The organism is Promicromonospora sp. NPDC050880, from assembly GCF_044456525.1.
In the GTDB taxonomy this organism is placed as follows: Bacteria; Actinomycetota; Actinomycetes; order Actinomycetales; family Cellulomonadaceae; genus Promicromonospora.
Window position 1 is genome coordinate 100,318 of sequence record NZ_JBITFV010000003.1, and the last position, 21,541, is coordinate 121,858.

The following is a 21,541-nucleotide window of genomic DNA, read 5'->3' on the forward strand; positions in this document are numbered from 1 at the left end:
CGCGGAATGAGGGAAGAGCACCTCGCCGACGGCGAGACCATCGTGATGCAGCTCCGCACCCACCCCAAGAAGATCGTCAAGCCGGTCCTGCTGCTGCTGGTGCTGGTCGTCGTCCTGGTGGCCCTGTGGGTGCTGCCCCTGCCGGTGGACCCGATCGTGCTGTGGTTCGCGACCGCCGTGCTCGTGCTCCTCGGCCTGGTCGCGGCCGCAGGGCCGTTCCTGCGCTGGCGTACCACCCGGTACATCATCACCAACCAGCGCGTCGCGCTGCGCACCGGCATCCTGACGCAGACGGGCCGTGACATCCCGCTCTACCGGATCAACAACGTCACGTTCGAGAAGCAGCTCAGCGACCGGTTCTTCGGCTGCGGCACGCTCGTGATCTCGGACGGCACCGACCAGCCGGGCATGGTGCTGGACGACGTGCCGGACGTCGAGCAGGTGCAGCGCACCCTGCAGGACCTGGTGCGGCAGGGCAAGCTGCTCAGCGACGACTGAGGCCCGCCCGGGCCGCTGACCCGGCGGGTTCGCCGGGTGTCCGGGGGTGCGCCGTCAGCCTGCCTCGATGACCGCCGCGATGTCGGCGCCCGCGCGGAGCAGGGCGATCGTGCGGGTGGCGATCCGGTCCAGGCGGTGGTCCAGGATCTGCCTGGTCTCGGCGATGCCGGCGTGCCCCCGCAGCGACGCGACGACGTCCCGCACCGCCGGGATGCCGTAGCCACCGGCGCGCAGCGCGGCCACGACGCGCGCCTCGCGGACGGCGGCGGGGCCGTACTGGCGGGCGCGGAGGCTCGTCACCCGCTGCGGGACGGCGAGGCCCTCCTGCTCCCAGAACCGGAGCGTGGACGTGCGCACGCCGAGGGCCGCGGCGAGCTGGGTGATGGTCATGACGTCGGCGTCGTGGACCTCGCCGTGCGCGGGCAGCTCGCCCTCGATGGCGTCGAGCGCCGCCCGCGCACGGAGCACCTCGTCCCGCTCCTGCGCCAGGCGGACGTGGACGGCGCCGACCGCGGCGGCGGCACCGGCGAGGTCCGCCACCTCCGCGAGCAGGCGCCGCGCGTCGACCGGGCCCGCCGCGCTCGCCAGGCCCCGGTACGCACGCAGTGCCCGGACGTGCCTGCCGGTGTAGGCGCGGTACCCGTTGGCCTCGCGGACCGCGGGCGGGATGACGCCGAGGCGTTCCAGGTCCCGGACCTGCTGCGGCGAGTAGCCGGACTCGCGGGCGACGTCGGCGGTACGCAGCCGGCCACCGGCCGTGGTTCGAGGTGTCACGGACCCAACCCCACAGAAGCACTTGAAGGTGATGCTTGAAGCATGGACCACTCGCAGAGTACCGACCCGACCACCCGACGGATCCTCGAGACGGTGCGTGCCCTCGACGGCGCGCTCGTCGTGGCCCCGACCACCGGCGATCCCGACGTGCCCGAGCTGGCCTGGGGCGACACCTTCTTCTACTACGCACCCGACGGCCGGATGCCCCGGAACGTCCAGCCCTACGCCACCATCGTCACCAAGGACTACCCGGACGACACGGCCTCCGACCTCGACCCGGCGGGGCGCCTGCGCGTCAACATCCACGTGGGACGCACCGCGCTGCACGAGCTCACGGAGCCCGGTGCCGCGCCGCCCGACACCGCCGACGTGCTGCTGCCCCACCCCGTCTACGGGTCGGCCGGCTGGGTCGCCGTGGTCAATCCCGGACCGAGCACGACGGACACGGTGCTCCGGCTCCTGCGCGAGGCGCACGAGGCCGCCCGGGCCCGGTACGAACGCCGGGCCTGACCGCGCGAACATCTCCCCGGGCGGGTGACGGACGGCAGGGCGCGACGACCCGTCAGTCGACGACGGCCCCGCCCGCCGCCTGCTCGGCGCGGCGCAGCATGTCGACGCTGAGCCGGACGTCGCCCGCCGCCTGCGCGTTCAGGAGCCGCTGCGCCAGCCGCTCCAGCGCGTCGGGGTCGGGCGCGCCCTTCTCGTCCGCACCCGGGGCGCCCGCGACCGGCACGCCGTAGCGGGCGGCGAACCAGTCGGAGATCGTCACGCCGTGCACGGGGCGCTGCACGACGTCGACGGTGTCGCCGGCGCCGAGGTCACCGTTCTCGATCACGCGGAGGTACGCCCCGGTGCGGTTGGCCTGCGCGAACCGGCGCACCCAGCGCTGCTCGCCGAGCCGGCGTCCGAAGGTCTGGCAGGGCACGCGGGGCTGGGTGACCTCCAGCAGCGCCGACCCGACCTGCCACCGTTCGCCGATCACCGCACGGTTCACGTCCAGGCCGCTGGTGCGCAGATTCTCGCCGAACAGGCCGGGTGTCACCTCACGGCCCAGCTCGGCGGACCAGTGGTCGGCGTCCTCCTGGGCGTAGGCGTAGACCGCCTGGTCGAGACCGCCGTGGTTGGCGCGGTCCGCCTGGAGGTCCGCGTACAGACCGAGGGGCCGCACCTTCACGCGGCCCTCGACGGGACGCTTGTCGATGGCCGTGACTCCGACGGGGCCGGCGTCGGGGTGCAGGACGTGGACGCGGCACACCGCGAGGAGCTCAGCCATGCACCCATTTTCTCATTCCGGACGTGTCTCCCGGCCGCCCCCGCGGGCGGCCGGGAGAACGGCCTGGACTACTTGCCCCGGGGCAGCGGCAGGGGCTCCATCCACTGGTCGTTCGCGGTGAGGTCGATGCCGAACTCCGACGCGAAGCGCATGCGTGTACCGGCCAGCACGTCGTCGACCGACTCGTCGAGGTCGTAGACCCGGGCGCCGCGCAGGCGGTTGCGCTCGGCGCCGCCGAGGCCGTACGTGCCGAACCCCGTGTTGCCCGCGTACCCGAGCAGCACGCCGTAGTAGTCGCCCGAGTAGGTGTTCACGTGGTCGTGCCCGCAGAACACGCCGCGGACGTCGCCGCGGTGCTGGATCGCCGAGAACATGCCGGAGTTGAACGGACCGGGGCACTCGTCCTCGTTCCGCTCCCCCTCGATGCGGTGGCGGACCCGGCCGCGCTCGTGGTCGGCGTCGGTACGCCCGTCCACGGAGCCGAACCACATGAACCGGTACTCCCACAGCGGGATGTGGATGAACATGAGCGACGGGATCACGCGTCCGTACCGGCGCTCGAGCTGGACCGACGTGTCGTAGTACCACTTCACCTGGTCCATGCGCAGCCAGTCCCAGTGGGGGTAGCCGTCGAAGTCCTGGCCCGCGAGGGTGTCCGGGGCGTACCGCCCGGAGTCGAGCAGCCACAGGTTGAACGCCGGGCGGCCGTCCCGGCCCTCGATCAGCACGTTCGAGTTGCCCTGGCCGGTGACGCCGGGCGCCGTCGGGCCGTTCACGTTGTGGCGGTAGGACCGGTAGAAGGCGAGCATGTCCGCCTCGTCCACGCCGCTGTCCGGCGTGGAGTCCTCGTCGTGGTTGCCGAAGGTGACGGCCCACGGGATCGCCCGCTCCTCCATCGGCTGCACCACGTTGTTCATCGCCTGGCGCATCTCCAGCGGGGTGTCGCAGCCACCGGTGATGTTGTCACCGTTGAGGACGACGAGGTCGGGGCGCTCGTCGTCGAGCACCGCCCGCATCAACTCCAGCGTGCGGCGGTCGATCTTCTCGTCGTCCTGCGTGTCGTTGAACTGGACGACCTTGAACTTCCCGTCCCGACCGAACCGCAGTCCGCGCTGCGGGTGCCGGGCGAGCTCGGCGGCGTCGGCCGGTGCGGCGGCAGTGGCCGCCACGGTCGCGACGCCCGCGGCGCCGAGGCTGCTCAGGGACAGGAACGTACGGCGGTCGACGCCGGTGGCGTCGCCCGCCGGGGTGGTCTCGGTCGGCGTGCCGCCGACGGTGTTCTCACTCATGCCGACGACGATCGGGGGCCACGCTGGCGACCGCTCGTCCGGCGGATGGACCCCCGGTGACGGTCTGCTGAACGCCTACAGCCGGGCCGGCTCCGCGGAGTCGGGCCGGGAACGGCGCACGGCCCGGGCGATCACGTAGACCACCAGGATCACGGCGACCAGGCCGGTGGTCGCGGCGATCTGCGGGCGGGCGGCGTCGTCGGACAGCATGAGGGCGACCACCGCCACGAGGGCCGCCAGCGTGGCCCAGGAGAGCCACGGGTAGCCCCATGCGCGCAGGCGCAGCGTCTCGCCCCGCTCCGCCGCCGCGGCCTCCAGCCGCGGCCGCAGCCGGAGCTGCGCCACGACCACCAGCAGCCACACCACGAGCAGCGCGGAGCCGACGGCGTTGAGCAGCACGCCGAGCAGCGACTCGGGCAGCAGGTAGTTCAGCAGCACGGCGACGACGCCGAAGAACACCGAGACCAGTACCGCCACCCACGGCACGTCGCGGCCGGACACCCGGGTCGCGAGCGCCGGTGCGTCACCGCGGCCGCCGAGCGAGAACAGCATGCGGGAGGTCGCGTAGACGTTGGCGTTGAAGGCGCTCAGCAGTGCGAGCACCACGACGACCTCCATGAGCCGCGCCGCGCCGTCGAACCCGGCCATCTCCAGCACGGAGACGAACGGCGACTCCAGGCGGGCGGCGTCGGTCCACGGGATGAGGGCGACCATGATCGCGACGGAGCCCACGTAGAAGAACAGGATGCGCCACAGGATGGTGCGGGTCGCGCTGGCGACCGCCGCCCGCGGGTCGCGGGCCTCCGCGGCCGCGATGGTGACGATCTCGATGCCGCCGAACGCGAAGACCACGGTGAGCAGGCCGGCCGCGATGCCCGCGAGGCCGGCGGGGGCGAAGCCGCCGTGCTCGGCCCAGTGACCCAGGACGCTGCCGGTCACGGGCACCACGCCCGTGACGATGAGCACGCCGAGCACCAGGAAGCCGACGATCGCCGCCACCTTGACGGTCGCGAACCAGAACTCGGCCTCGCCGAACTGCCGCACGCCGATCAGGTTGACGGCACCGAACACCGCGACCACGGCCGCCGCGACCACCCACTGCGGCACCGCGGGCCACCAGCCGTGCACGATCCCGGCCACACCGGTCACCTCGACGCCGAGCACCATGACGATGGTGAACCAGTACAGCCAGCCCAGAAGGAACCCGGCCCAGCGGCCCAGCGCGGCCTCGGCGTAGACGGAGAAGGACCCGCTCGACGGGAGCGCGGAGGCCATCTCCGCCAGCATCCGCATGACGAGCACCACGATCGCGCCGGCGATCGCGTAGCTGAGCAGCACCGCCGGACCTGCCGCGGCCACGCCCAGGCCGGAGCCCAGGAACAGGCCCGCGCCGATGGCGGACCCCAGGCCCATCATGGTCAGGTGGCGCGTGCGCAGCCCGTGCGCGAGCTGCCGGTCGGTCTCGGCGCTGCCGCTCGTCTCCTCAGTAGTGCTCACGACCGACCACGGTAACCCGACAGCGGCGTCGGCCCCGCAGCGGATGTGAGTGGTTCGGCTCCGGTGAGAGACTCGTGCCTGTGACCGATCCCGCCCTCACCCCCGCTCCCGACGAGGACCCGGACTACGGCCTGGAGACCCCACTGGCCGGCCACCCGGAGCCGTTGCCGCACGTGGTCGTGGTCGGCGGCGGGTTCGCCGGCATGGCCGTCGTGAAGGCTCTGCGGGACGCGCCGGTCCGGATCACGCTGATCGACCGCCGGGTCTACAACACGTTCCAGCCGCTGCTCTACCAGGTGGCCACGGGCGGCCTGAACCCGGGCGACGTCACCTACTTCCTGCGCGGCCTGCGGCTGAAGCAGAAGAACGTGCACGTGGTGCACGAGCACCTGGTGGAGGCGGACCACCAGGCCAGGAAGATCCGCCTGCTCAACGACCACTGGATCAGCTACGACTACCTCGTGGTGACCGCGGGCGTGACCACCAACTTCTTCGGCACGCCCGGCGCCAAGGAGTTCGCGTTCCCCATGTACTCGCGGTCCCAGGCGATGCGGATCCGCGACAACCTCTTCATCCGCCTGGAGAAGGCGGCGAAGTCCAAGCGGATCGACGACGGCCTGCGCGTCGTCGTCGTGGGCGGCGGCGCCACGGGCGTCGAGGTCGCGGGCGCGCTCGCCGAGCTGCGCACCGCCGGGCTCGCACCGGCCTACCCGGAGATCCACGGCGACGCCTTCGAGGTCAAGGTGGTGCAGCGCGGCGGCGAGATCCTCAAGTCGTTCGCGCCCGCACTGCGGTCCTACGCGGCCCGGGAGCTGCGGCACCGCGGGGTGTCGCTGCACCTGGGAGCCGGTGTCGCCGCCGTGGAACGCGACGCCGTGGTGCTCACCGACGGGACCCGCATCCACGCCGACCTCACCGTCTGGTCCGCCGGTGTACGCCCGCACGACGAGGTCGCCGGCTGGGGCCTGCCGCAGGACGAGGGCGGCCGCATCACCGTGGGCGACGACCTCCAGGTCGAAGGGCTGCCCGGCGTCTTCGCCGCCGGTGACATCGCCGTCTCGCCCGCCGACCTGCCGCAGCTCGCGCAGCCCGCCATCCAGGGCGGCGCGCTCGTCGGCCGCAACATCCGGGCCCTGGTGGAGGGCCGCCCCCTGGAGAACCTGCGCTACGTCGACAAGGGCACGATGGCGGTGATCGGCCGCCGGGCCGCCATCGCGGAGATCAACCTGCCCGGCAAGCGGCAGATCCGGCTCACCAAGGGCATCGCCTGGCTGGTCTGGCTGTTCGTGCACATCATGTCGCTGGTGGGCCCCCGCAACCGGGTCACGACGCTCGCGGGCCTGGTCACGCGCTACGGGTTCCCGTTCCACCGGCGGCCCGTGCCGATCGTCGGCGACGTGCCGACGGTGCGCCCGCCCCGGTCCGGGACGCCGACCGCGTGACGACCCCCTGCGCGCCGCCGGGCACGACGACGCGGTAGCCTCAACTCCTGGCGCTCGGCCACGCCGCCGTCTGCCAAGGAGAACCATGACCCCGGACGAGCTGCGGATCGCGCAGGACCTGACCATGGCGAACCCCGAACGGTTGCGCCTGGTGGGCCGCATGCTCACGCACCCCGCCGGCCGCTGCTCCGCGGCCGACCTGGCACCGCACCCCGGCAGCGCGGACGCCGTCGCGGACCTGGGACGCCATCTCGAGGCGCTCGCCGCCGTGGGCCTGGTGGCCGTCGTGGGCTCGACGGCCGTCGTGGGCTCGGCGGCCGCGGCGTCCGGCCCGCTGTACCGCGTGTCGTCCCGCGGGATCGCCCGGTACGGTGCGGCAGCGCTCGCGACGCCCCGGCACCCGGGCGAGCCCGCGCTCGACGTGCGCGACCACGAGGCCCTGCTCGCCCGCGTGACCGAGACGCTCTCCACGGGGTTCACCGCGACCGCCGGTGCGGGCACCGTCGAACGGCTGGTCCGTGAGTGCTACACGACCCTGGACGGGAGAACCGGGTCGCCCGCGCAGCTCCCCGCGCTGACCGCGTGGCTCGCGGCGGACCGGCTCGCCGCGATGACCGAGGTGACGCACGGCTCGGCGCGCGACGTCCTGTTCGTCTGCGTGCACAACACGGGGCGCTCCCAGATCGCGGCGGCCGTGACGCGCCGCCTCGCGGGCGACCGGGTCCGCGTCCGTACCGCGGGCAGCCGGCCCGCCGCCGAGCCCGACCGCACGACGGAGACCGTGCTGGCCCGCCGCGGGCTGGACGGCCTCATCGAGTTCCCGCGGGTGCTGACGGACGACGTCGTGCGCGCGTCCGGCGTCATCGTGACGATGGGCTGCGGGGACGCCTGCCCCGTGTACCCCGGTCGCCGCTACCTCGACTGGCCGCTCGACGACCCCGCGGGCCGGCCGATCGAGGAGGTCGAACGGATCGTCGACGACATCACGGCCCGCGTGCGGGACCTGCTCGCGGAGATCGACGCGGGGGACGGCGACGGTGCCGTCGCTGACGACGCGGCGCCCGGCGCTGCGCCGTCCTCCGACGTGGGCGCCGGGGCAGGCGGGCGGTCCGGGTGGCTGCCGCGCCCGGGTCGGGGGCAGTGGTCCGGGGCGACGCCGGACCTCGGCGCCGAGGGCCGGCGGAAGACGCGTTAGCCGGCCGGCTCGACCTCGGGGCCGGACGCGCCGGTCGTGAGCAGCGTATTCACAGGTCTGTGGACAACCCCTGTGGACAATTCAGGCGGTCGCCCGCGCCACACGGCGGCACCGGTGGGGAGTGTCAGTGGCTCGGTGCATGGTGGGGGTACGCAGAGAACGTCGCGCGACCATCCCGAGAGGACAGCACCATGAGCGATTCACCGTCCGCCGAGCCCGCCGGTGGCGTGGGAACCCTGGACTCCGTGGTCCTGGACGTCCCGAACCTGGGCGTCGAGGCGGACTTCTGGAAGGCACTGACGAGCGGCACCGTGTCCTCGGAGTCCGACGACTGGATCACCGTCGTGACGCCCGACCGGTGGGGCATCGCGTTCCAGCTCGCCCCCGACCTGGTGCCGCCGCAGTGGCCCGGCCAGGAGCACCCGCAGCAGGCCCACCTCGACCTCTACGCCTCCGACATGGCGGGCGCGAGCGCCCGCGCGGTGGAGCTGGGCGCGACCGTGCTGCGGGAGAACGAGCAGTGGATCACGCTCGCGGACCCGGCCGGGCACCCGTTCGACATCTGCGCCAAGGAGGGGGTCGACGGCGTCACCGTCATGGGCGCCACGTTCGACTGCCCGGACGCCTCGGCTCTCGCCGCGTTCTGGTCGCAGGTGATGGGCGAGCCGGTCACCTACGACGCCGACGGCGTGGCCATGCTGGGCGGCGCCCGGCCCCTGCTGTTCCAGACCGTGGAGGGCTACAACGCGCCCCGGTGGCCGGACCCGGCCTACCCGCAGCAGCTCCACCTCGACGTGGAGGTGCCGGACCTCGACGCCGGGGAGGCCGCTGTCCTGGCTGCGGGCGCCACGCGCCTGCCCGGCGGGAGCAGCGGGTTCCGGGTGTTCGCCGACCCTGCGGGCCACCCGTTCTGCCTGGTGCACTGACGTTCGCCGCTCCTCGGCCCGTCGGTCAACGGTGCACGAGGGCGGGGTGGTCCGGGTGGTCGACCCGGACCACGAGGTCCGCCTCGTGCTCCGCCTGCGCGGCGTGCCGCTCGTACGCGGGCAGCTCCCAGGCGTCCCCGGGCGCGGTACGGCGGCGGAGCGTGCCCGGCTTGAGCGCGAGGTGCACGGCGACGTCGGTGTCGAGCCCGCGGCCGACCGCGAGCGTGCCGTCGAGCACGACCACGGTTCCCGGGACGGTGGGGACGTAACCGGCGCGCGTGACCCGGTCGGTCTCCGGGTCCCGCAGGCTGGGCAGGTACTCACCGTGCTCGACGACGCGCCGCAGCACCTCGCGGTTCAGGGTCTCGACGTCGATCCATCCGTCGAGCAGGCTGTCCGGGTCGTCGCGGCCCCGTTCGAGTCGCAGGGACCGGGGACGCAGGAAGTCGCGGACCCGGACGCGGGCGACGGGCCGGCCGGCCGTCTCCAGCGACGCGACGAGCGCGTTGGCCAGCCGCTCGGGGTGGGTCGACGGGTGTCCGTCGACGAGCAGCCGCACCGGTGCGCCGGGCCGGGCGAGGACGAGATCGACGATCCGCTCGACGAGGAGCGCGGCACTGACCGGTTCGACGCGTGTGCTCATCGAGGAACGACTCTATGCCGCCCGGCCCGGGCCGCGAGCCGCCCTACCGGTCCGCCCGGCGCGAGCTGATGACGCCCGTGTCGAACCCGGCCAGGTGCAGCCCGCCGTGGAACCGCGCGTGCTCGATCTTGACGCACCGGTCCATCACGACGTTCAGCCCCGCGGCCTCGGCCGTGCGTGCCACGTCCTCGTGCCAGGAGCCGAGCTGCAGCCAGAGGGTCTTCGCCCCGACGGCCAGCGTCTCGTCGAGCACGGTGGGCAGGTCCTCGTGCCGTCGGAAGACGTCCACGAGGTCGGGCACGACGGGCAGGTCGGCCAGGCTCGGGTACACGGGGTGCCCCAGGATCTCGGTGGCCCGCGGGTTCACGAAGTACACCTCGTACGGGGAGGAGGACAGCAGGTAGGTCGCCACGAAGTAGCTCGCGCGCGCCGGGTTCGCCGAGGCACCGACGATCGCGATCGACCTCGTGGAGCGCAGGATCCGCAGGCGCTCGGGCGCGCTGGGGCCCTGCCAGGTCCGGGTGACCTCGGTCATCGGTTCGCTCCCGTCGCCTTGGTGAGCGCCTGGTCGAGGTCCCAGAGGATGTCCTCGACGTCCTCCAGGCCCACGGAGATGCGGATGAGGTCCTCGGGAACGCCGGCCGCCTCGAGCTGTTCCGCGGAGAGCTGCTGGTGGGTGGTCGACGCGGGGTGGATCACCAGGGTCCGCGCGTCGCCGACGTTCGCGAGGTGCGAGGCGAGCTGCAGCGACTCGATGAACAGCCGACCGGCCTCGCGGCCGTCCGGGACGGGCAGGTGCTCGTCCACGGGCACCGCGGCGCCGACCGGCGCGTCCGTGGCGAGGGCCAGGCTCTCGGCGTCGGGCCCGGCGCCTGCCGGAGGAACCTGCAGGCCGAACGCGAAGACCGAACCCGGCCCGAGCGGCAGGTACTTCTGCGCCCGCTCGTGGTGCGGGTGCGAGGGCAGGCCCGCCCAGAGCACGTAGGAGACGCGCGGGTCGGTGTCGAGCCACTCGGCCACGGCCCGGGCGTTCGCCAGGTGCGCGTCGAGGCGGTGCGGCAGGGTCTCGATGCCCTGCAGGAGCTGGAACGCGGACTGCGGGGAGAGCGCCGGGCCGATGTCGCGGAGCTGTTCGGAGCGCAGCTTGGTGAGGAACCCGTACTCGCCGAAGTTGCCCCACCAGCGCACGTCGCCGTAGGACGGGACAGGTTCGGTCATCTGCGGGAACTTGCCGTTGCCCCAGTCGAACCGGCCGGACTCGACCACGACGCCGCCCAGCGTGGTGCCGTGCCCGCCCAGGAACTTGGTCACGGAGTGGAGCACGATGTCCGCGCCGTGCTCGATGGGCCGCACCAGATAGGGCGTCGCGAGCGTCGCGTCCACCACCAGCGGGATGCCGGCGGCGTGGGCCACCTCCGCCAGCCCCTCCAGGTCGGCCACCTCGCCCGACGGGTTGGCCACGACCTCGGTGTAGAGCACCTTGGTCTCGGGGGTGATCGCCGCGGCGTAGTCGGCGGGGTCGGTACCGGGCACGAAGGTGGTCTCGACGCCGAACCGCCGCAGCGTCACGTCGAGCTGCGTCACCGTGCCGCCGTAGAGCTGGGCCGAGGCGACCACGTGGTCGCCCGCCCCGACGAGCGCGGCGAACGTGATGAACTCCGCCGACATGCCGGACGCCGTCGCGACGGCGCCGATGCCGCCCTCCAGGGACGCGATCCGCTCCTCCAGGGCCGCGACCGTCGGGTTGCCGATGCGCGAGTAGATGTTGCCGTACTTCTGCAGCGCGAAGAGGTTCGCGGCGTCGTCGGTGTCCTGGAACACGAACGACGTGGTCTGGTAGATCGGCACCGCCCGTGCCCCGGTCGCCGCGTCGGGGATGCCCCCGGCGTGCAGGGCCCGCGTACGGAACCCGAAGGTGTGCTCGGTCATCGTCGTCCTGCCTTCCGTCCTGAGTTCTCCCGGGCCCGTGCCCTCGCGCCCGGCGTGCCGCCCGCCATCATGCCCACTTCCGCAGGAGCCGCCGTTCACCGAGACCGATCAGCGCGTCGGTCAGCTTGCCCAGCACCGCGAGCAGCACGATCGCGAGCAGGATGCGGTCCACCCGCCCGTTCTGCTGGGAGTCGTTGAGCAGGAACCCGAGCCCCATCGACGACGCGATCAGCTCGGCCGCCACGAGGAACAGCCACGACTGCGCGAGCGCCAGCCGCAGCCCCGCCACCAGCGACGGCACGACGGCGGGGAGCTGGACCACGGACAGGAGCCGCAGGCCGCGCAGCCCGAACGCCCGGCCTACCTCCACGAGGTGCGGGTCCACGTGCCGCAGGGCCGCGGCAACGGTCGTGTACACGGGGAAGAACGCGCCGATCGCGATGAGGGTGATCTTCGACTCCTCACCGATCCGCAGCCACAGGATCAGCAGCGGCACCCAGGCGAGCGACGGCACGGCGCGGATCGCGCCGAGCGTCGGCGCGAGCAGGAGGTCGCCGAGCCGGGACAGGCCCACCAGGGCGCCGACGGCGAGACCGGCGGCGGCGCCCAGCGCGAACCCGACCAGGACACGCTGCGTCGAGATGGCCACGTGGTGCCCGAGCTGGCCACGCTCGACGAGGTCGACGGCGGCGTCCCACACGGCCACCGGCCCGGGGAGCTGGTAGGCCGGGACGAGCCCGGCCGCCGTCGTGCCCCACCACAGCCCGAGGAGGGCGACCGGCACCAGGAGGCCGACCGCCACCCGGCCGGCGCGCCCGAGGCCGCCGAGGCCGCGGTGCCCGGGGCCGTCACTCATCCGAGGCCACCGCCTCCTGCGCGAACTCCGGCGCGAACAGCTCGTCCAGCGCGGTGTCGACGTCCTCCTGCGCGGTCACGTCGCCCGACTCCACGAAGATGGGCCCCACGACCTCCAGCACGTCGCGCTGCGCGTCGCCGGGCACGGGGTCGAGGTCCAGCACCGTGCGCTCCTCGATCACGGTGGACGCGACCTCGGGGTCGATCGAGGCGACCTCGGCGAGGAGCGCGGACAGCTCCTCGGGGTGCTCCAGCGCCCAGGCCCGCGCCCGCTCGTAGGCGTCCACCACGGCCTGCGTCACGTCCGGGTGCTCGTCCACGAACTCCTCGCGGACGTTGAGGAACCCGTAGGTGTTGAAGTCGATGTTCCGGTAGATCAGCGTGTCGCCGGACTCCGCCTCGGCCGCGGCCATGATCGGGTCGAGCCCCGCCCAGGCGTCGACCGAGCCGTTGTCGAGCGCGGCGCGGCCGTCGGCGTGCTGCAGGTTCTGCACCTCGACGTCGTCCAGGGCGATCCCCGCGTCGTCGAGCGTCTGGAGCAGGAAGAAGTACGGGTCGGTGCCCTTGGTCGCCGCGACCGACGCGCCCGCCAGGTCCGCCACGTCCGTGATCTCCGAGTCGCCCGCCACCACGATCGCCGACCACTCGGGCTGGCTGTAGACGTCGACGGTCCGGATCGGTGACCCGTTCGCCCGCGCCAGCAGCGCCGCGGACCCCGCCGTCGAGCCGACGTCGATCGCCGCGGCGCGCAGGTTCTCGTTCGCCGTGTTGGAGCCGTCGGACTGCACCCAGGTCACCTCGACGCCGTCGAGCTCCTCCTCCAGCCAGCCCTGGTCGCGGACGACGAGGCTGAGGGGGTTGTAGGTGGCGAAGTCGATGTTGAGGGTGCCGGTGCTCCAGTCCCCCGCGCCGTCCGCGGCGGCCGAGCCCTCGCCCGCCACGCAGCCGGTCGTCGCCATCGCCGAGACCAGGACGAGGCCGGACGCCAGGGCGGTGTACCTACGGTGACGCATGGTTGTTTCCTCTCGCTGCCCGACGGCGGCCGGCGGGCTGGGTGGGTCGATCCGGTGGTGGCGGGCTCAGCGGGCGTGATGGGTGGCCACGCCGAGACCGTCGAGCAGCTCCGCGCGGAGCTCGGCCAGGTCGCGGGCGGCGCGGTCGCGGGGGCGGTCACCCGGCACGTCCACGATCCGGGCGATGCTCCGGGCCGCGGCGTCCGGCCCGCCGTCCGACAGGGTGCGCAGCAGCACCACCCGGTCGGCGAGGTAGAGCGCCTCCTCGACGTCGTGGGTGACCAGGAGGACCGTCGCGGGCCGCGCGGCGTGCACGTCGAGCAGCAGGTCCTGCATCCGCAGGCGGGTCAGCGCGTCCAGCGCGCCGAACGGTTCGTCGAGCAGCAGGACGCCGGGGTTGCGCGCGAGCGCCCGGGCGAGCGAGGCGCGCTGCGCCATGCCGCCCGAGACCTGCCGCGGCCGCAGCCCGGCGGACGCGGCGAGCCCCACCAGGTCGAGCAGGCGCGCGACGCGCTCGCGCCCGACGGCCTGCGCCGTGCCGGGCGGCAGGCCGAGAGCGACGTTCTGCGTGAGCGTCCGCCACGGCAGCAGGCGCGGCTCCTGGAAGGCGACGGCGGTGCGCGGGTCGGCACCCGCGACGGGCGTCCCGTCGATCGTCACGCTGCCCGACGTCGGCCTGTCCAGGCCGCTGACCTGGCGCAGCAGGGTCGACTTGCCGCAGCCGGAGGGGCCGAGCACGGCCACGATCTCGCCCCGTGCCACCTCCAGGTCGACGCCGTCGAGCACGGGACGGCCGCCCGGCCTCCGGTCGCGCGCTGCGGACGAGCGGCCCGGCGCGGCGAACACGCGGGCCACGCCGTCGAGGCGGACGGGGAGCGCGGGGCCGGCGTCCGCGCCGCCGACCGGGTCTGCCGGGTCGGCGGGCCGCGCCGCGGACGCCGTGGTGGGCAGAACCATCGTTGTCCATCCCTTGCGCTCGGTCGGTGCGGCGGACGGCTGTCGTCAGCACTGTCGATGGCCCACATAGAACAGGACGATGCGTGACCCGCAACAGACCGTTCCATGATGTGAGACCACGATGTGGACGGTGGACGTGCCGCTCAGAGCGATTTCCGATGACGGGTGTCGGACCCCCCGAGTACGTTGACGGAGTGACCCAGGCCTATCTCCGGTATCCCCACGTCCACGGCGACCAGGTCGCCTTCGTAGCCGACGACGACGTCTGGCTCGCCCCGGTCTCCGGCGGGCGGGCATGGCGCCTGACCAGCGATCACGCACCCGCGACGACCCCCCGGTTCGCGCCCGACGGCACGCGGCTCGCGTACGTGTCCCACCGGGACGGCCACCCCGAGGCCTACGTGGTCGAGCTGTCCGACGGTGCCACCCGGCGCCTGACCTGGTTCGGCGGGAACGCCATGACCGTGCTCGGCTGGGACGACGCCGGCCGGGTGCTCGTGTCGTCCAACGCCGGGACGCACGAGCGCTCGCTCACGGTGGTGCGCGCGGTCGGGCTCGACGGCACCGTCGAGACCCCGCGCTACGGCCCGGCCTGGGGCGTGGCGCAGCACGTGGGCCCGGACGGCGCCCGCACGACCGCGCTGGTCTCCGCCGGCTACCGCACGCCCGCCCTCTGGAAGCGGTACCGGGGTGGCACGGCGTCGGTGCTGTGGCTCGACCGCGGCGGGGAGGACTGGCAGCGCCCGCTGCCCGCCGAGGAGGCCGGGGTCTACGACCCGATCTGGATCGGTGACACGCTGGTGTTCACCTCGGACCGGGCCGCCACCTTCCCCGACCACGCCGACGAGCAGGCCAACCTGTGGACGCTCGACGGCCTGGCGGGCGCGACCGGCACCCCGGAACCCCGGCAGCTCACCTTCCAGACCGAGGCCGAGGGCTACGTCCGCGACGCGACGTCGGACGGGTCGCGCATCGTCTGGCACAGCCGCGGCGACCTCTGGCTGCTCGACGAGCTGGACGGCGCCCCGCGCCGGCTCGACATCACGCTCACCGGGGCACTACCCCAGCCGTACTCGACGGAACCCGGGTCGTCGCGGGTGCCGGTCGACGGCCTCGCCGTCGACCGGACGGGGGACGCGAGCGTCGTGGGCTGGTTCGGTACCGCCTACTGGGTCACCCATCGCGCGGGCCCGGCCCGTGCGCTGGTCGCCGACCCGTCGGTGCGCGTCCGTGAGCCCGTGCTGCTCGGCGACACCGGCCGCGCGGTGGTGGTGACGGACGCGCCGCGCACCACCGTGGACGGCGTGAGCAGGGAGGACGCGCTGGAGGTCCACACCCTGCCCGGGGCGTCCGGCGACGTCCCGGACACGGCGCCGCTCCGCCTCGCGGACGGCGAGCTCGGCCGGGTGCTGCACCTCGCGGCCAGCCCGGCCGGCGACCGGGTCGCGGCCGTGTCGCACGACGGCCGGATCAGCCTCGTCGCCGTCCCGGACGGCGACTCCGACGTGGCACCGGGGACCATCACCTCGCTCGGCCGGTCGGCCAACGGCGAGGCGGAGTCGCCGGTGTTCTCGCCGGACGGGCGGTACCTCGCGTGGTCGAGCCCGACGGGCAACGTGGGCGACCACCACCAGATCCTGGTGGCCGACCTGCACGCCGAGCAGCCCGTCGTGACGGCACTGACCTCCGGCCGGTTCCACGACTTCTCGCCGGCGTTCAGTGACGACGGCAAGTACCTGGTGTTCCTCTCGGACCGCACGTTCGACCCGTCCTACGACTCCCACGAGTTCGCACTGTCGTTCAGTGCCGCCACGCGGCCGTGGCTCATCCCGCTCGCGGCGACCGAGCCGGCGCCCTTCGGCCCGAGCGCCGACGGCTGGCGGCTTGCCAAGCCGGACGAGAACAAGCAGGAAGAGAAGCAGACCGACGGGAACACGGACGGCGAGCAGGGCGCCGGCCAGGCGGACGACGGCGTCGTCTCCCCCGACCTCGACGCCGACGGCGCGGAGGAGCGCGTCGTCCCGTTCCCGGTGACGTCGGGCCGCTACCGCGACCTGCTCGCCGCCAAGGGTGGCGTGCTCTGGGTGCACGAGACCGACGACGCGGGCGTGCTCGGCTCCCGGCACGCGGGGACGGACGAGGACCCGGTGCCGAACGTGCTGCAGTTCTGGTCGTTCGAGGCCCGCAAGGCCACCGACGTCGCGGAGAAGGTGCACGCCTACGCGGTGTCCGGTGACGGCGAGCGCATCGTCGTCCGGTCCGGTTCCGACCTCAGCACGCAGTCGGCGACGAGCAAGCCCGGCGACGACGACCCGACCGCGTTCGACATCGACCTGTCCCGCCTGCGCTACGAGGTGGACCCCCGCGCGCAGTGGCACCAGATGTTCGACGAGAACGCCCGGATCATGCGCGACCACTTCTGGCGCGAAGACATGGACGGCGTCGACTGGGCCGGCGTGGTGGCTCGCTGGCGGCCGCTCGTGGACCGGGTCGCGACGCACGACGACCTGGAGGACGTGCTCTGGGAGACCGTCGCGGAGCTCAACACCTCGCACGCGTACGTGCACGGCCCCGGCGAGCGCGGCGACACCTCCCGCCGGCTCGGCCTGCTCGGCGCGGACCTCGCCCGCACCGCCGAGGGCTGGCGCATCGAGCGGGTGCTGCCGAGCGAGTCGTCCGACCCGGGGGCCCGGTCGCCGCTGCGCGCGGCCGGTGTCGACGCGCGGCCGGGCGACCTGATCGTGGCCGTCGACGGGCGGCCCGTGGACCCGGTGGCCGGCCCGGCCGCGAGCCTGCTCGGCGCGGCCGAGACCCCGGTCGAGCTCACGCTGCGTCGCCCGGCGGCCGACGGTTCCGGCGACGGCACGGCCTCGCACACCGACCGCCGTGTCGTGGTGGTGCCGCTCGCCGACGAGTCCGACCTGCGCTACCAGGACTGGGTACGGTCGCGCCGCCAGTACGTGGCCGAGAAGTCGGGCGGGCGCCTCGGGTACGTGCACGTGCCGGACATGGTGAGCACGGGCTGGGCGCAGCTCCACCGCGACCTGCGGCTGGCCACCGACCGCGAGGGCGTCGTGGTGGACGTCCGGTTCAACGGGGGCGGGCACACCTCGCAGCTCGTGATCGCCCGCCTGGCGGCACGCGTCGCGGGCTGGGAGCTGAACCGGTACTACGACCGACCGGAGACCTATCCGAGCCGTGCTCCGCGCGGACCTGTCGTGCTGGTCACCAACGAGTACGCGGGGTCGGACGGCGACATCGTGAACGCCGCCGCGCAGGCGCTCGGCGTCGGTCCGGTGGTCGGGGTCCGTACCTGGGGTGGCGTGATCGGCATCGACGGCCGGTTCGGGCTGGTGGACGGCACGGGGATCACCCAGCCCCGGTACTCGTTCTGGCTGGACGGCAAGGGCTTCGGCGTGGAGAACCACGGCGTGGACCCCGATATCGAGGTGCGGCACACGCCGGCCGACTACTTCTCCGACGTCGACCCGCAGCTCGACGCGGGGATCGCCGAGGCCTTCCGCCGGCTGGAGGAGCGGCCCGCCGCCGTGGCCCCGGCACTGCCGGAGCCACGGGTCCGCCGCGCGTAGCCGGGGCTCCTGGGTGGTCGGTCACCTGCACCGTTCTTGACTGGCGAGTTCGGTCACCTGCACCACTCCGACCGGCGAATCCGGTCACCTGCACCACTCCGACCGGCAAGTTCGGTCACCTGCACCACACTCTGGCCGCAGAGTTCGGTCACCTGCACCGTTCTGGCCGCAGAGTTCGGTCAGATGCCTCGAGATCGGTCGCTCACCGGACCGATCTCGGTGCAGGCGACCGAACACAGCGTCAGCTCTGGGGCAGGTGACCGAACACCACGCTGGGCTGGGGCGGGTGACACCGCTGAGCTGAGGCAAGTGACCGAACACCACGCTGGGCTGGCGCGGGTGACACCGCTGAGCTGAGGCAAGTGACCGAACACCACGCTGGGCTGGCGCGGGTGACACCGCTGAGCTGAGGCAAGCGACCGAACACCGCGCCGGGCCGGTGCAGGCGACCGAACGCTCCGCCGGGCCGGACGGACGACCGAGCACGCGGTGCTCCTCGAAGGAACCTCAGGGGCGCGTGGCCTGCACGATCGTCAGCGGGCCGTAGCGGTGGTCGATGTGCGCCACCTCGCGGGCGTCGGTGAACCCGGCATCAGCGAGGAGGCGCACGAGGCCGCCGCCGAGGTTCCGGGCGGTGTGCGGGTTGGCAGCCACGGCCGAGTGCCCGCCGTGGCGCATCCCTCGGCGCCCGCGGACGCGGCCGTACCAGTGGGCGTCGTGCCCACCACCAGAACCGTCACCACCAAGACCATCACCACCAGAACCACCAGGACCGCCAGGACCGCCAGGACCACCACCAGGCCCCCCGGCCCCAGACATGCCCGCCTCGGCCGCGGCATCGCCGGTCGCGCCGCCGCCACGCCGCGCTCCATGCCCGACGCCGGCCGCGCCGCCCGCCCGGTCGGCACCATGCCCGTGCCCCGGCCCGTGCCCCTGCCCCTGCGCCTGCCCCTGCCCGTGCCCGTGCGCCGGACCACCGAAGTCCGCGAGGGTCACCGTCCCGCCCACCCGTAGCGCCCGGAAGGCCTCGTGCCCGAACCGGCCGCGGGCGTCGTCCGGCACGTGGTGCAGGGCGAGCGCGGACACGATGTGGTCGAGCGTCCCGTCCTCGGCGGGGAGGCGGTCCGCGAAACCCTGCACCAGGGTGAGCGGGACGCCGCGCCGGGTGGCCTTGCGCGCTGCGATGCGCAGGGCGGCCCCGTCGGGGTCGAGCCCGGTGACCCGCGCGCCGGGCTGGGCGCGGAACACTGCGAGGGACAGGTTCGCCGTGCCGCAGCCCACGTCGAGCACGGACTCGCCGGGCGCCACGTCGGCGAGCGCCGCCGTGCGGTCGTGCACCGGCCGCACCTGGGAGAAGCGCGAGAACAGGTCGTAGAGCGGCAGCAGCCAGGGCTTGCCCATGCCGGGAAGGAACTCGCGGTCACGCTCCTCCCGGGTGCGTGCGTCGCGGATCCGCCCTGCGGTGTCGTGGTCCATCCGTGTTCCTTCCACCCGTGCCGCGAGGGTGCGGCGTACCTCCCCAGCATCAGACATTCTTCGGGTGACTGACTGGACGAAAGTCGGTGCGGATCGCACGTTCCTCGGCCGGGTCGCACGTTCCCCGCGCAACCGCCGGACCGGGCGGGCGGGGCCCGGCGGCGGTAGCGTCGTACGCGCGGCGACGCCGGAACCGCCGCAGGCAGAGGGGGACGCATGGCACAGGACCGGGGTGGCTCGGGACTCACGGTGGTGATCGCGTTCGCCGCGAACTTCGCGGTGGCGACGGCCAAGACGTTCGCCGCGGTGCTGACGGGTTCGGCGTCGATGGTGGCGGAGGCGGCGCACTCCTGGGCCGACACCGGGAACGAGGTCTTCCTGCTGGTCGCGGAGCGCAAGGCGGCCCGGGCACCGGACCGGGAGCGTCCGCTCGGCTACGGCCGCGAGGCGTACGTCTGGTCCATGCTGGCCGCGCTCGGCCTCTTCGTGGCCGGTGGCGTCGTCTCGGTCTACCACGGCATCCAGGAGTTCGGGGCCGAGGGCGAGGCGACGTCGTACACGGTCGGCTACCTGGTTCTCGGCATCGCGTTCTGCCTCGAGGGCGTCTCGTTCGTGCAGGCGTACCGGCGCACCCGCGCGGAGGCCCGGGCGCTCGGGCGCGACCTCCTGGACCACGCGCTGGCGACCTCCGACCCGACGCTGCGCGCCGTGCTCGCGGAGGACTCGGCGGCCCTGGCCGGCCTGGTGATCGCCGCGGCCGGGATGGGGCTGCACCAGGTCACGGGCGACGCGCGCTACGACGCGATCGGCTCGGTCCTGGTCGGGGTGCTGCTGTGCGTCGTGGCGCTCGTGCTCTTCGACCGCAACCGGCGGTTCCTGACGGGCGAGGTGGCCGACGAGCGGATCCACCAGGCGGTGCGCGCCCGGGTCGAGGCGCTGCCCGGCGTGGACCACGTGGGCTACCTGCGGCTGGAGTTCGTGGGACCCCGGCAGATCCTGCTGGTGGCCAGCATCGACCTGCCCGGGGAGGAGTCGGAGTCCCGCGTGGCGGTGCGGCTGCGGGCGCTGGAGCGTGAGCTGGAGCAGACCCCGCAGATCGTCGACGCCGTCCTCACCCCGGCGGTGCCGGAGGACCGGGGTGACACCCGGTGACCTCGTCGTCGTCCGGCAACCGGCTGCGTACCTTCCGCCCGGACGGCACCCCGGTCTACCGGCACCCCGCGGGCCCGGGCACACCGCCCGTACGGGTCACCCGCGTCGACGCCACGGCCGACCATCCCCACCTCCCGCCCGACCACCGGCACGCGCACGACTTCCTCGTGCTGGTCTACGTCGAGCGGGGCGGGGGCACGGTCAGCCTGGGCGGACGGCCCACCCCGCTGCGCGACGGCGACGTGCACGCCGTCCCGCCCGGCCGCGCGATCGGTGCGGAACGCCTCGCGGACCTGGCGCACTGCGTCGCCTGGAGCGTCTCGTTCATGCCCGACGCCGTCCCGTCGCTGGCCTCCGTGTCCCCGCTCGCCTGGGCGCACCACCCGCTCCTGGCACTGTTCGCGGTCGGCGCCGCCGGCACCGCGGCAGGCATGGCCGGTGACGGCGCGGCCGCCGGACCGAGCGCCAACGTCCCCGCGGCCGACCGGCCTCGCTGGTCGGCCTGGCTGACGGAGCTCGCCGAGGAGCTGGCGGAACCGGGCCGGGTCGGCGCGCGCGAGGCGGCGTCGGCCCTGCTGACCCGGATCCTCGTCGGGGCGGCCCGGCTCGCGCCGTCCGCCCCCGCGTCGCCGGACCCGCTGGTCACCCGTGTCTTCGAGGAGATCGAGGCGACGTTCCGCGAGCCGGTCTCGGCGGCCGACGTCGCCCGTGCGCTGGGCTACACCCCCGGCCACCTGACCACGGTGGTCCGGGAGCGCACGGAGCGGACCCTGCTCGACTGGATCACCGAGCGACGCCTGACCGAGGTGCGCCGGCTCCTGCGCGACACCGACCTGCCGCTCGGTGTGGTGGCCGCCCGGACCGGGCTGCGGGACGCCACCTATCTGGTCCGACGCTTCAAGGACCGGTACGGGATCACGCCCGACCGCTGGCGCCGCGGTGAACGTCACGGAGGACGAGCGTGAGTTCACCCCTGCCATCGGCTAGTTTTGGGGCACACATCGGCACGACCGATATGTCACGACCATCGAA

Annotated in this window: 19 protein-coding genes; 8 read left to right on the forward strand and 11 right to left on the reverse strand. The window is 73.8% G+C overall.

From position 1 onward, the window contains the following. The first annotated feature begins 6 nt into the window (after positions 1–6). Positions 7–498 carry a PH domain-containing protein gene (locus tag ACIBBF_RS07190; protein WP_397411965.1) on the forward strand — a complete coding sequence of 164 codons (492 nt, stop codon included), beginning with the start codon at positions 7–9 and terminating at the stop codon, positions 496–498. A 54-nt stretch (positions 499–552) separates the two neighbouring features. Here ACIBBF_RS07190 and ACIBBF_RS07195 read toward each other — a convergent pair whose 3' ends face one another. Beyond that, positions 553–1,272, reverse strand: coding sequence for a MerR family transcriptional regulator (locus ACIBBF_RS07195; RefSeq protein WP_397411967.1), 720 nt, complete (start codon positions 1,270–1,272; stop codon positions 553–555). Positions 1,273–1,314: 42 nt separating this feature from the next. On the opposite strand from ACIBBF_RS07195, the gene ACIBBF_RS07200 reads away from it, so the two are divergent. After that, positions 1,315–1,782 (forward strand): DUF6194 family protein, encoded by a 468-nt coding sequence (locus ACIBBF_RS07200; protein WP_397411969.1) that lies wholly within the window; start codon positions 1,315–1,317, stop codon positions 1,780–1,782. A 52-nt stretch (positions 1,783–1,834) separates the two neighbouring features. Here ACIBBF_RS07200 and ACIBBF_RS07205 read toward each other — a convergent pair whose 3' ends face one another. The 3 genes from ACIBBF_RS07205 to ACIBBF_RS07215 all read right to left on the reverse strand — a co-directional run bounded on the left by ACIBBF_RS07205 (position 1,835) and on the right by ACIBBF_RS07215 (position 5,331). Then, complete coding sequence (locus tag ACIBBF_RS07205; protein ID WP_397411971.1) at positions 1,835–2,545, reverse strand: MOSC domain-containing protein; 711 nt, start codon at positions 2,543–2,545, stop codon at positions 1,835–1,837. Positions 2,546–2,613: 68 nt separating this feature from the next. After that, positions 2,614–3,834: a metallophosphoesterase family protein gene (locus ACIBBF_RS07210; RefSeq protein WP_397411973.1), complete on the reverse strand. Its 1,221-nt coding sequence runs from the start codon at positions 3,832–3,834 to the stop codon at positions 2,614–2,616. A gap of 75 nt (positions 3,835–3,909) precedes the next feature. Continuing rightward, positions 3,910–5,331 carry an amino acid permease gene (locus ACIBBF_RS07215; RefSeq protein WP_397411975.1) on the reverse strand — a complete coding sequence of 474 codons (1,422 nt, stop codon included), beginning with the start codon at positions 5,329–5,331 and terminating at the stop codon, positions 3,910–3,912. Positions 5,332–5,504: 173 nt separating this feature from the next. On the opposite strand from ACIBBF_RS07215, the gene ACIBBF_RS07220 reads away from it, so the two are divergent. From ACIBBF_RS07220 to ACIBBF_RS07230, 3 genes are all read left to right on the forward strand, one after another. Continuing rightward, on the forward strand, positions 5,505–6,773 hold the full coding sequence (locus ACIBBF_RS07220) for an NAD(P)/FAD-dependent oxidoreductase (RefSeq protein ID WP_397412681.1): 1,269 nt from the start codon (positions 5,505–5,507) through the stop codon (positions 6,771–6,773). Positions 6,774–6,858: 85 nt separating this feature from the next. After that, positions 6,859–7,968 (forward strand): low molecular weight phosphatase family protein, encoded by a 1,110-nt coding sequence (locus tag ACIBBF_RS07225; protein WP_397411977.1) that lies wholly within the window; start codon positions 6,859–6,861, stop codon positions 7,966–7,968. A 191-nt stretch (positions 7,969–8,159) separates the two neighbouring features. After that, entirely contained in the window at positions 8,160–8,894 is a 735-nt protein-coding gene (locus ACIBBF_RS07230) for a VOC family protein (protein ID WP_397411979.1), read from the forward strand. 25 nt (positions 8,895–8,919) lie between these two features. Here the strand turns inward: ACIBBF_RS07230 and ACIBBF_RS07235 are convergent, their stop codons facing one another. The 6 genes from ACIBBF_RS07235 to ACIBBF_RS07260 all read right to left on the reverse strand — a co-directional run bounded on the left by ACIBBF_RS07235 (position 8,920) and on the right by ACIBBF_RS07260 (position 14,291). Next, positions 8,920–9,537 carry a uridine kinase gene (locus ACIBBF_RS07235; protein ID WP_397411980.1) on the reverse strand — a complete coding sequence of 206 codons (618 nt, stop codon included), beginning with the start codon at positions 9,535–9,537 and terminating at the stop codon, positions 8,920–8,922. Positions 9,538–9,580: 43 nt separating this feature from the next. Continuing rightward, positions 9,581–10,072, reverse strand: coding sequence for a CoA-binding protein (locus ACIBBF_RS07240; RefSeq protein WP_397411982.1), 492 nt, complete (start codon positions 10,070–10,072; stop codon positions 9,581–9,583). Next, positions 10,069–11,466, reverse strand: a complete 1,398-nt coding sequence (locus tag ACIBBF_RS07245; protein WP_397411984.1) for an O-acetylhomoserine aminocarboxypropyltransferase/cysteine synthase family protein — start codon at positions 11,464–11,466, stop codon at positions 10,069–10,071. The genes ACIBBF_RS07240 and ACIBBF_RS07245 overlap by 4 nt, the downstream gene beginning before the upstream one ends. Before the next feature lie 67 nt (positions 11,467–11,533). Continuing rightward, entirely contained in the window at positions 11,534–12,322 is a 789-nt protein-coding gene (locus tag ACIBBF_RS07250; RefSeq protein WP_397411986.1) for an ABC transporter permease, read from the reverse strand. Beyond that, the gene (locus tag ACIBBF_RS07255) at positions 12,315–13,334 is read right to left on the reverse strand and encodes an aliphatic sulfonate ABC transporter substrate-binding protein (protein ID WP_397411988.1); all 1,020 of its coding nucleotides are present in this window, start codon (positions 13,332–13,334) and stop codon (positions 12,315–12,317) included. Before ACIBBF_RS07255 ends, ACIBBF_RS07250 begins: the two co-directional genes overlap by 8 nt. Before the next feature lie 66 nt (positions 13,335–13,400). Then, complete coding sequence (locus ACIBBF_RS07260) at positions 13,401–14,291, reverse strand: ABC transporter ATP-binding protein (RefSeq protein WP_397411990.1); 891 nt, start codon at positions 14,289–14,291, stop codon at positions 13,401–13,403. Positions 14,292–14,485: 194 nt separating this feature from the next. Here ACIBBF_RS07260 and ACIBBF_RS07265 point away from each other — a divergent pair, with 194 nt between their 5' ends. Continuing rightward, positions 14,486–17,881 (forward strand): S41 family peptidase, encoded by a 3,396-nt coding sequence (locus ACIBBF_RS07265; RefSeq protein ID WP_397411992.1) that lies wholly within the window; start codon positions 14,486–14,488, stop codon positions 17,879–17,881. A 507-nt stretch (positions 17,882–18,388) separates the two neighbouring features. Here the strand turns inward: ACIBBF_RS07265 and ACIBBF_RS07270 are convergent. Then, on the reverse strand, positions 18,389–19,357 hold the full coding sequence (locus ACIBBF_RS07270) for a class I SAM-dependent methyltransferase (protein ID WP_397411994.1): 969 nt from the start codon (positions 19,355–19,357) through the stop codon (positions 18,389–18,391). A gap of 216 nt (positions 19,358–19,573) precedes the next feature. Between ACIBBF_RS07270 and ACIBBF_RS07275 the strand changes: the two genes are divergently transcribed. Together ACIBBF_RS07275 and ACIBBF_RS07280 are read left to right on the forward strand one after the other, a co-directional pair. Continuing rightward, the gene (locus ACIBBF_RS07275) at positions 19,574–20,509 is read left to right on the forward strand and encodes a cation diffusion facilitator family transporter (RefSeq protein ID WP_397411996.1); all 936 of its coding nucleotides are present in this window, start codon (positions 19,574–19,576) and stop codon (positions 20,507–20,509) included. Continuing rightward, entirely contained in the window at positions 20,506–21,474 is a 969-nt protein-coding gene (locus ACIBBF_RS07280) for an AraC family transcriptional regulator (RefSeq protein ID WP_397411998.1), read from the forward strand. The genes ACIBBF_RS07275 and ACIBBF_RS07280 overlap by 4 nt, the downstream gene beginning before the upstream one ends. The last annotated feature ends 67 nt before the right edge of the window (positions 21,475–21,541 follow it).

Excerpts from the sequence above, each read along its gene's own strand:
- ACIBBF_RS07190 (WP_397411965.1), top strand. The coding sequence starts at position 7 with ATGAGGGAAGAGCACCTCGCCGACGGCGAGACCATCGTGATGCAGCTC.
- ACIBBF_RS07200 (WP_397411969.1), top strand. The coding sequence starts at position 1,315 with ATGGACCACTCGCAGAGTACCGACCCGACCACCCGACGGATCCTCGAG.
- ACIBBF_RS07205 (WP_397411971.1), bottom strand. The coding sequence starts at position 2,545 with ATGGCTGAGCTCCTCGCGGTGTGCCGCGTCCACGTCCTGCACCCCGAC.
- ACIBBF_RS07210 (WP_397411973.1), bottom strand. The coding sequence starts at position 3,834 with ATGAGTGAGAACACCGTCGGCGGCACGCCGACCGAGACCACCCCGGCG.
- ACIBBF_RS07225 (WP_397411977.1), top strand. The coding sequence starts at position 6,859 with ATGACCCCGGACGAGCTGCGGATCGCGCAGGACCTGACCATGGCGAAC.
- ACIBBF_RS07230 (WP_397411979.1), top strand. The coding sequence starts at position 8,160 with ATGAGCGATTCACCGTCCGCCGAGCCCGCCGGTGGCGTGGGAACCCTG.
- ACIBBF_RS07235 (WP_397411980.1), bottom strand. The coding sequence starts at position 9,537 with ATGAGCACACGCGTCGAACCGGTCAGTGCCGCGCTCCTCGTCGAGCGG.
- ACIBBF_RS07240 (WP_397411982.1), bottom strand. The coding sequence starts at position 10,072 with ATGACCGAGGTCACCCGGACCTGGCAGGGCCCCAGCGCGCCCGAGCGC.
- ACIBBF_RS07245 (WP_397411984.1), bottom strand. The coding sequence starts at position 11,466 with ATGACCGAGCACACCTTCGGGTTCCGTACGCGGGCCCTGCACGCCGGG.
- ACIBBF_RS07250 (WP_397411986.1), bottom strand. The coding sequence starts at position 12,322 with ATGAGTGACGGCCCCGGGCACCGCGGCCTCGGCGGCCTCGGGCGCGCC.
- ACIBBF_RS07255 (WP_397411988.1), bottom strand. The coding sequence starts at position 13,334 with ATGCGTCACCGTAGGTACACCGCCCTGGCGTCCGGCCTCGTCCTGGTC.
- ACIBBF_RS07260 (WP_397411990.1), bottom strand. The coding sequence starts at position 14,291 with ATGGTTCTGCCCACCACGGCGTCCGCGGCGCGGCCCGCCGACCCGGCA.
- ACIBBF_RS07270 (WP_397411994.1), bottom strand. The coding sequence starts at position 19,357 with ATGGACCACGACACCGCAGGGCGGATCCGCGACGCACGCACCCGGGAG.
- ACIBBF_RS07275 (WP_397411996.1), top strand. The coding sequence starts at position 19,574 with ATGGCACAGGACCGGGGTGGCTCGGGACTCACGGTGGTGATCGCGTTC.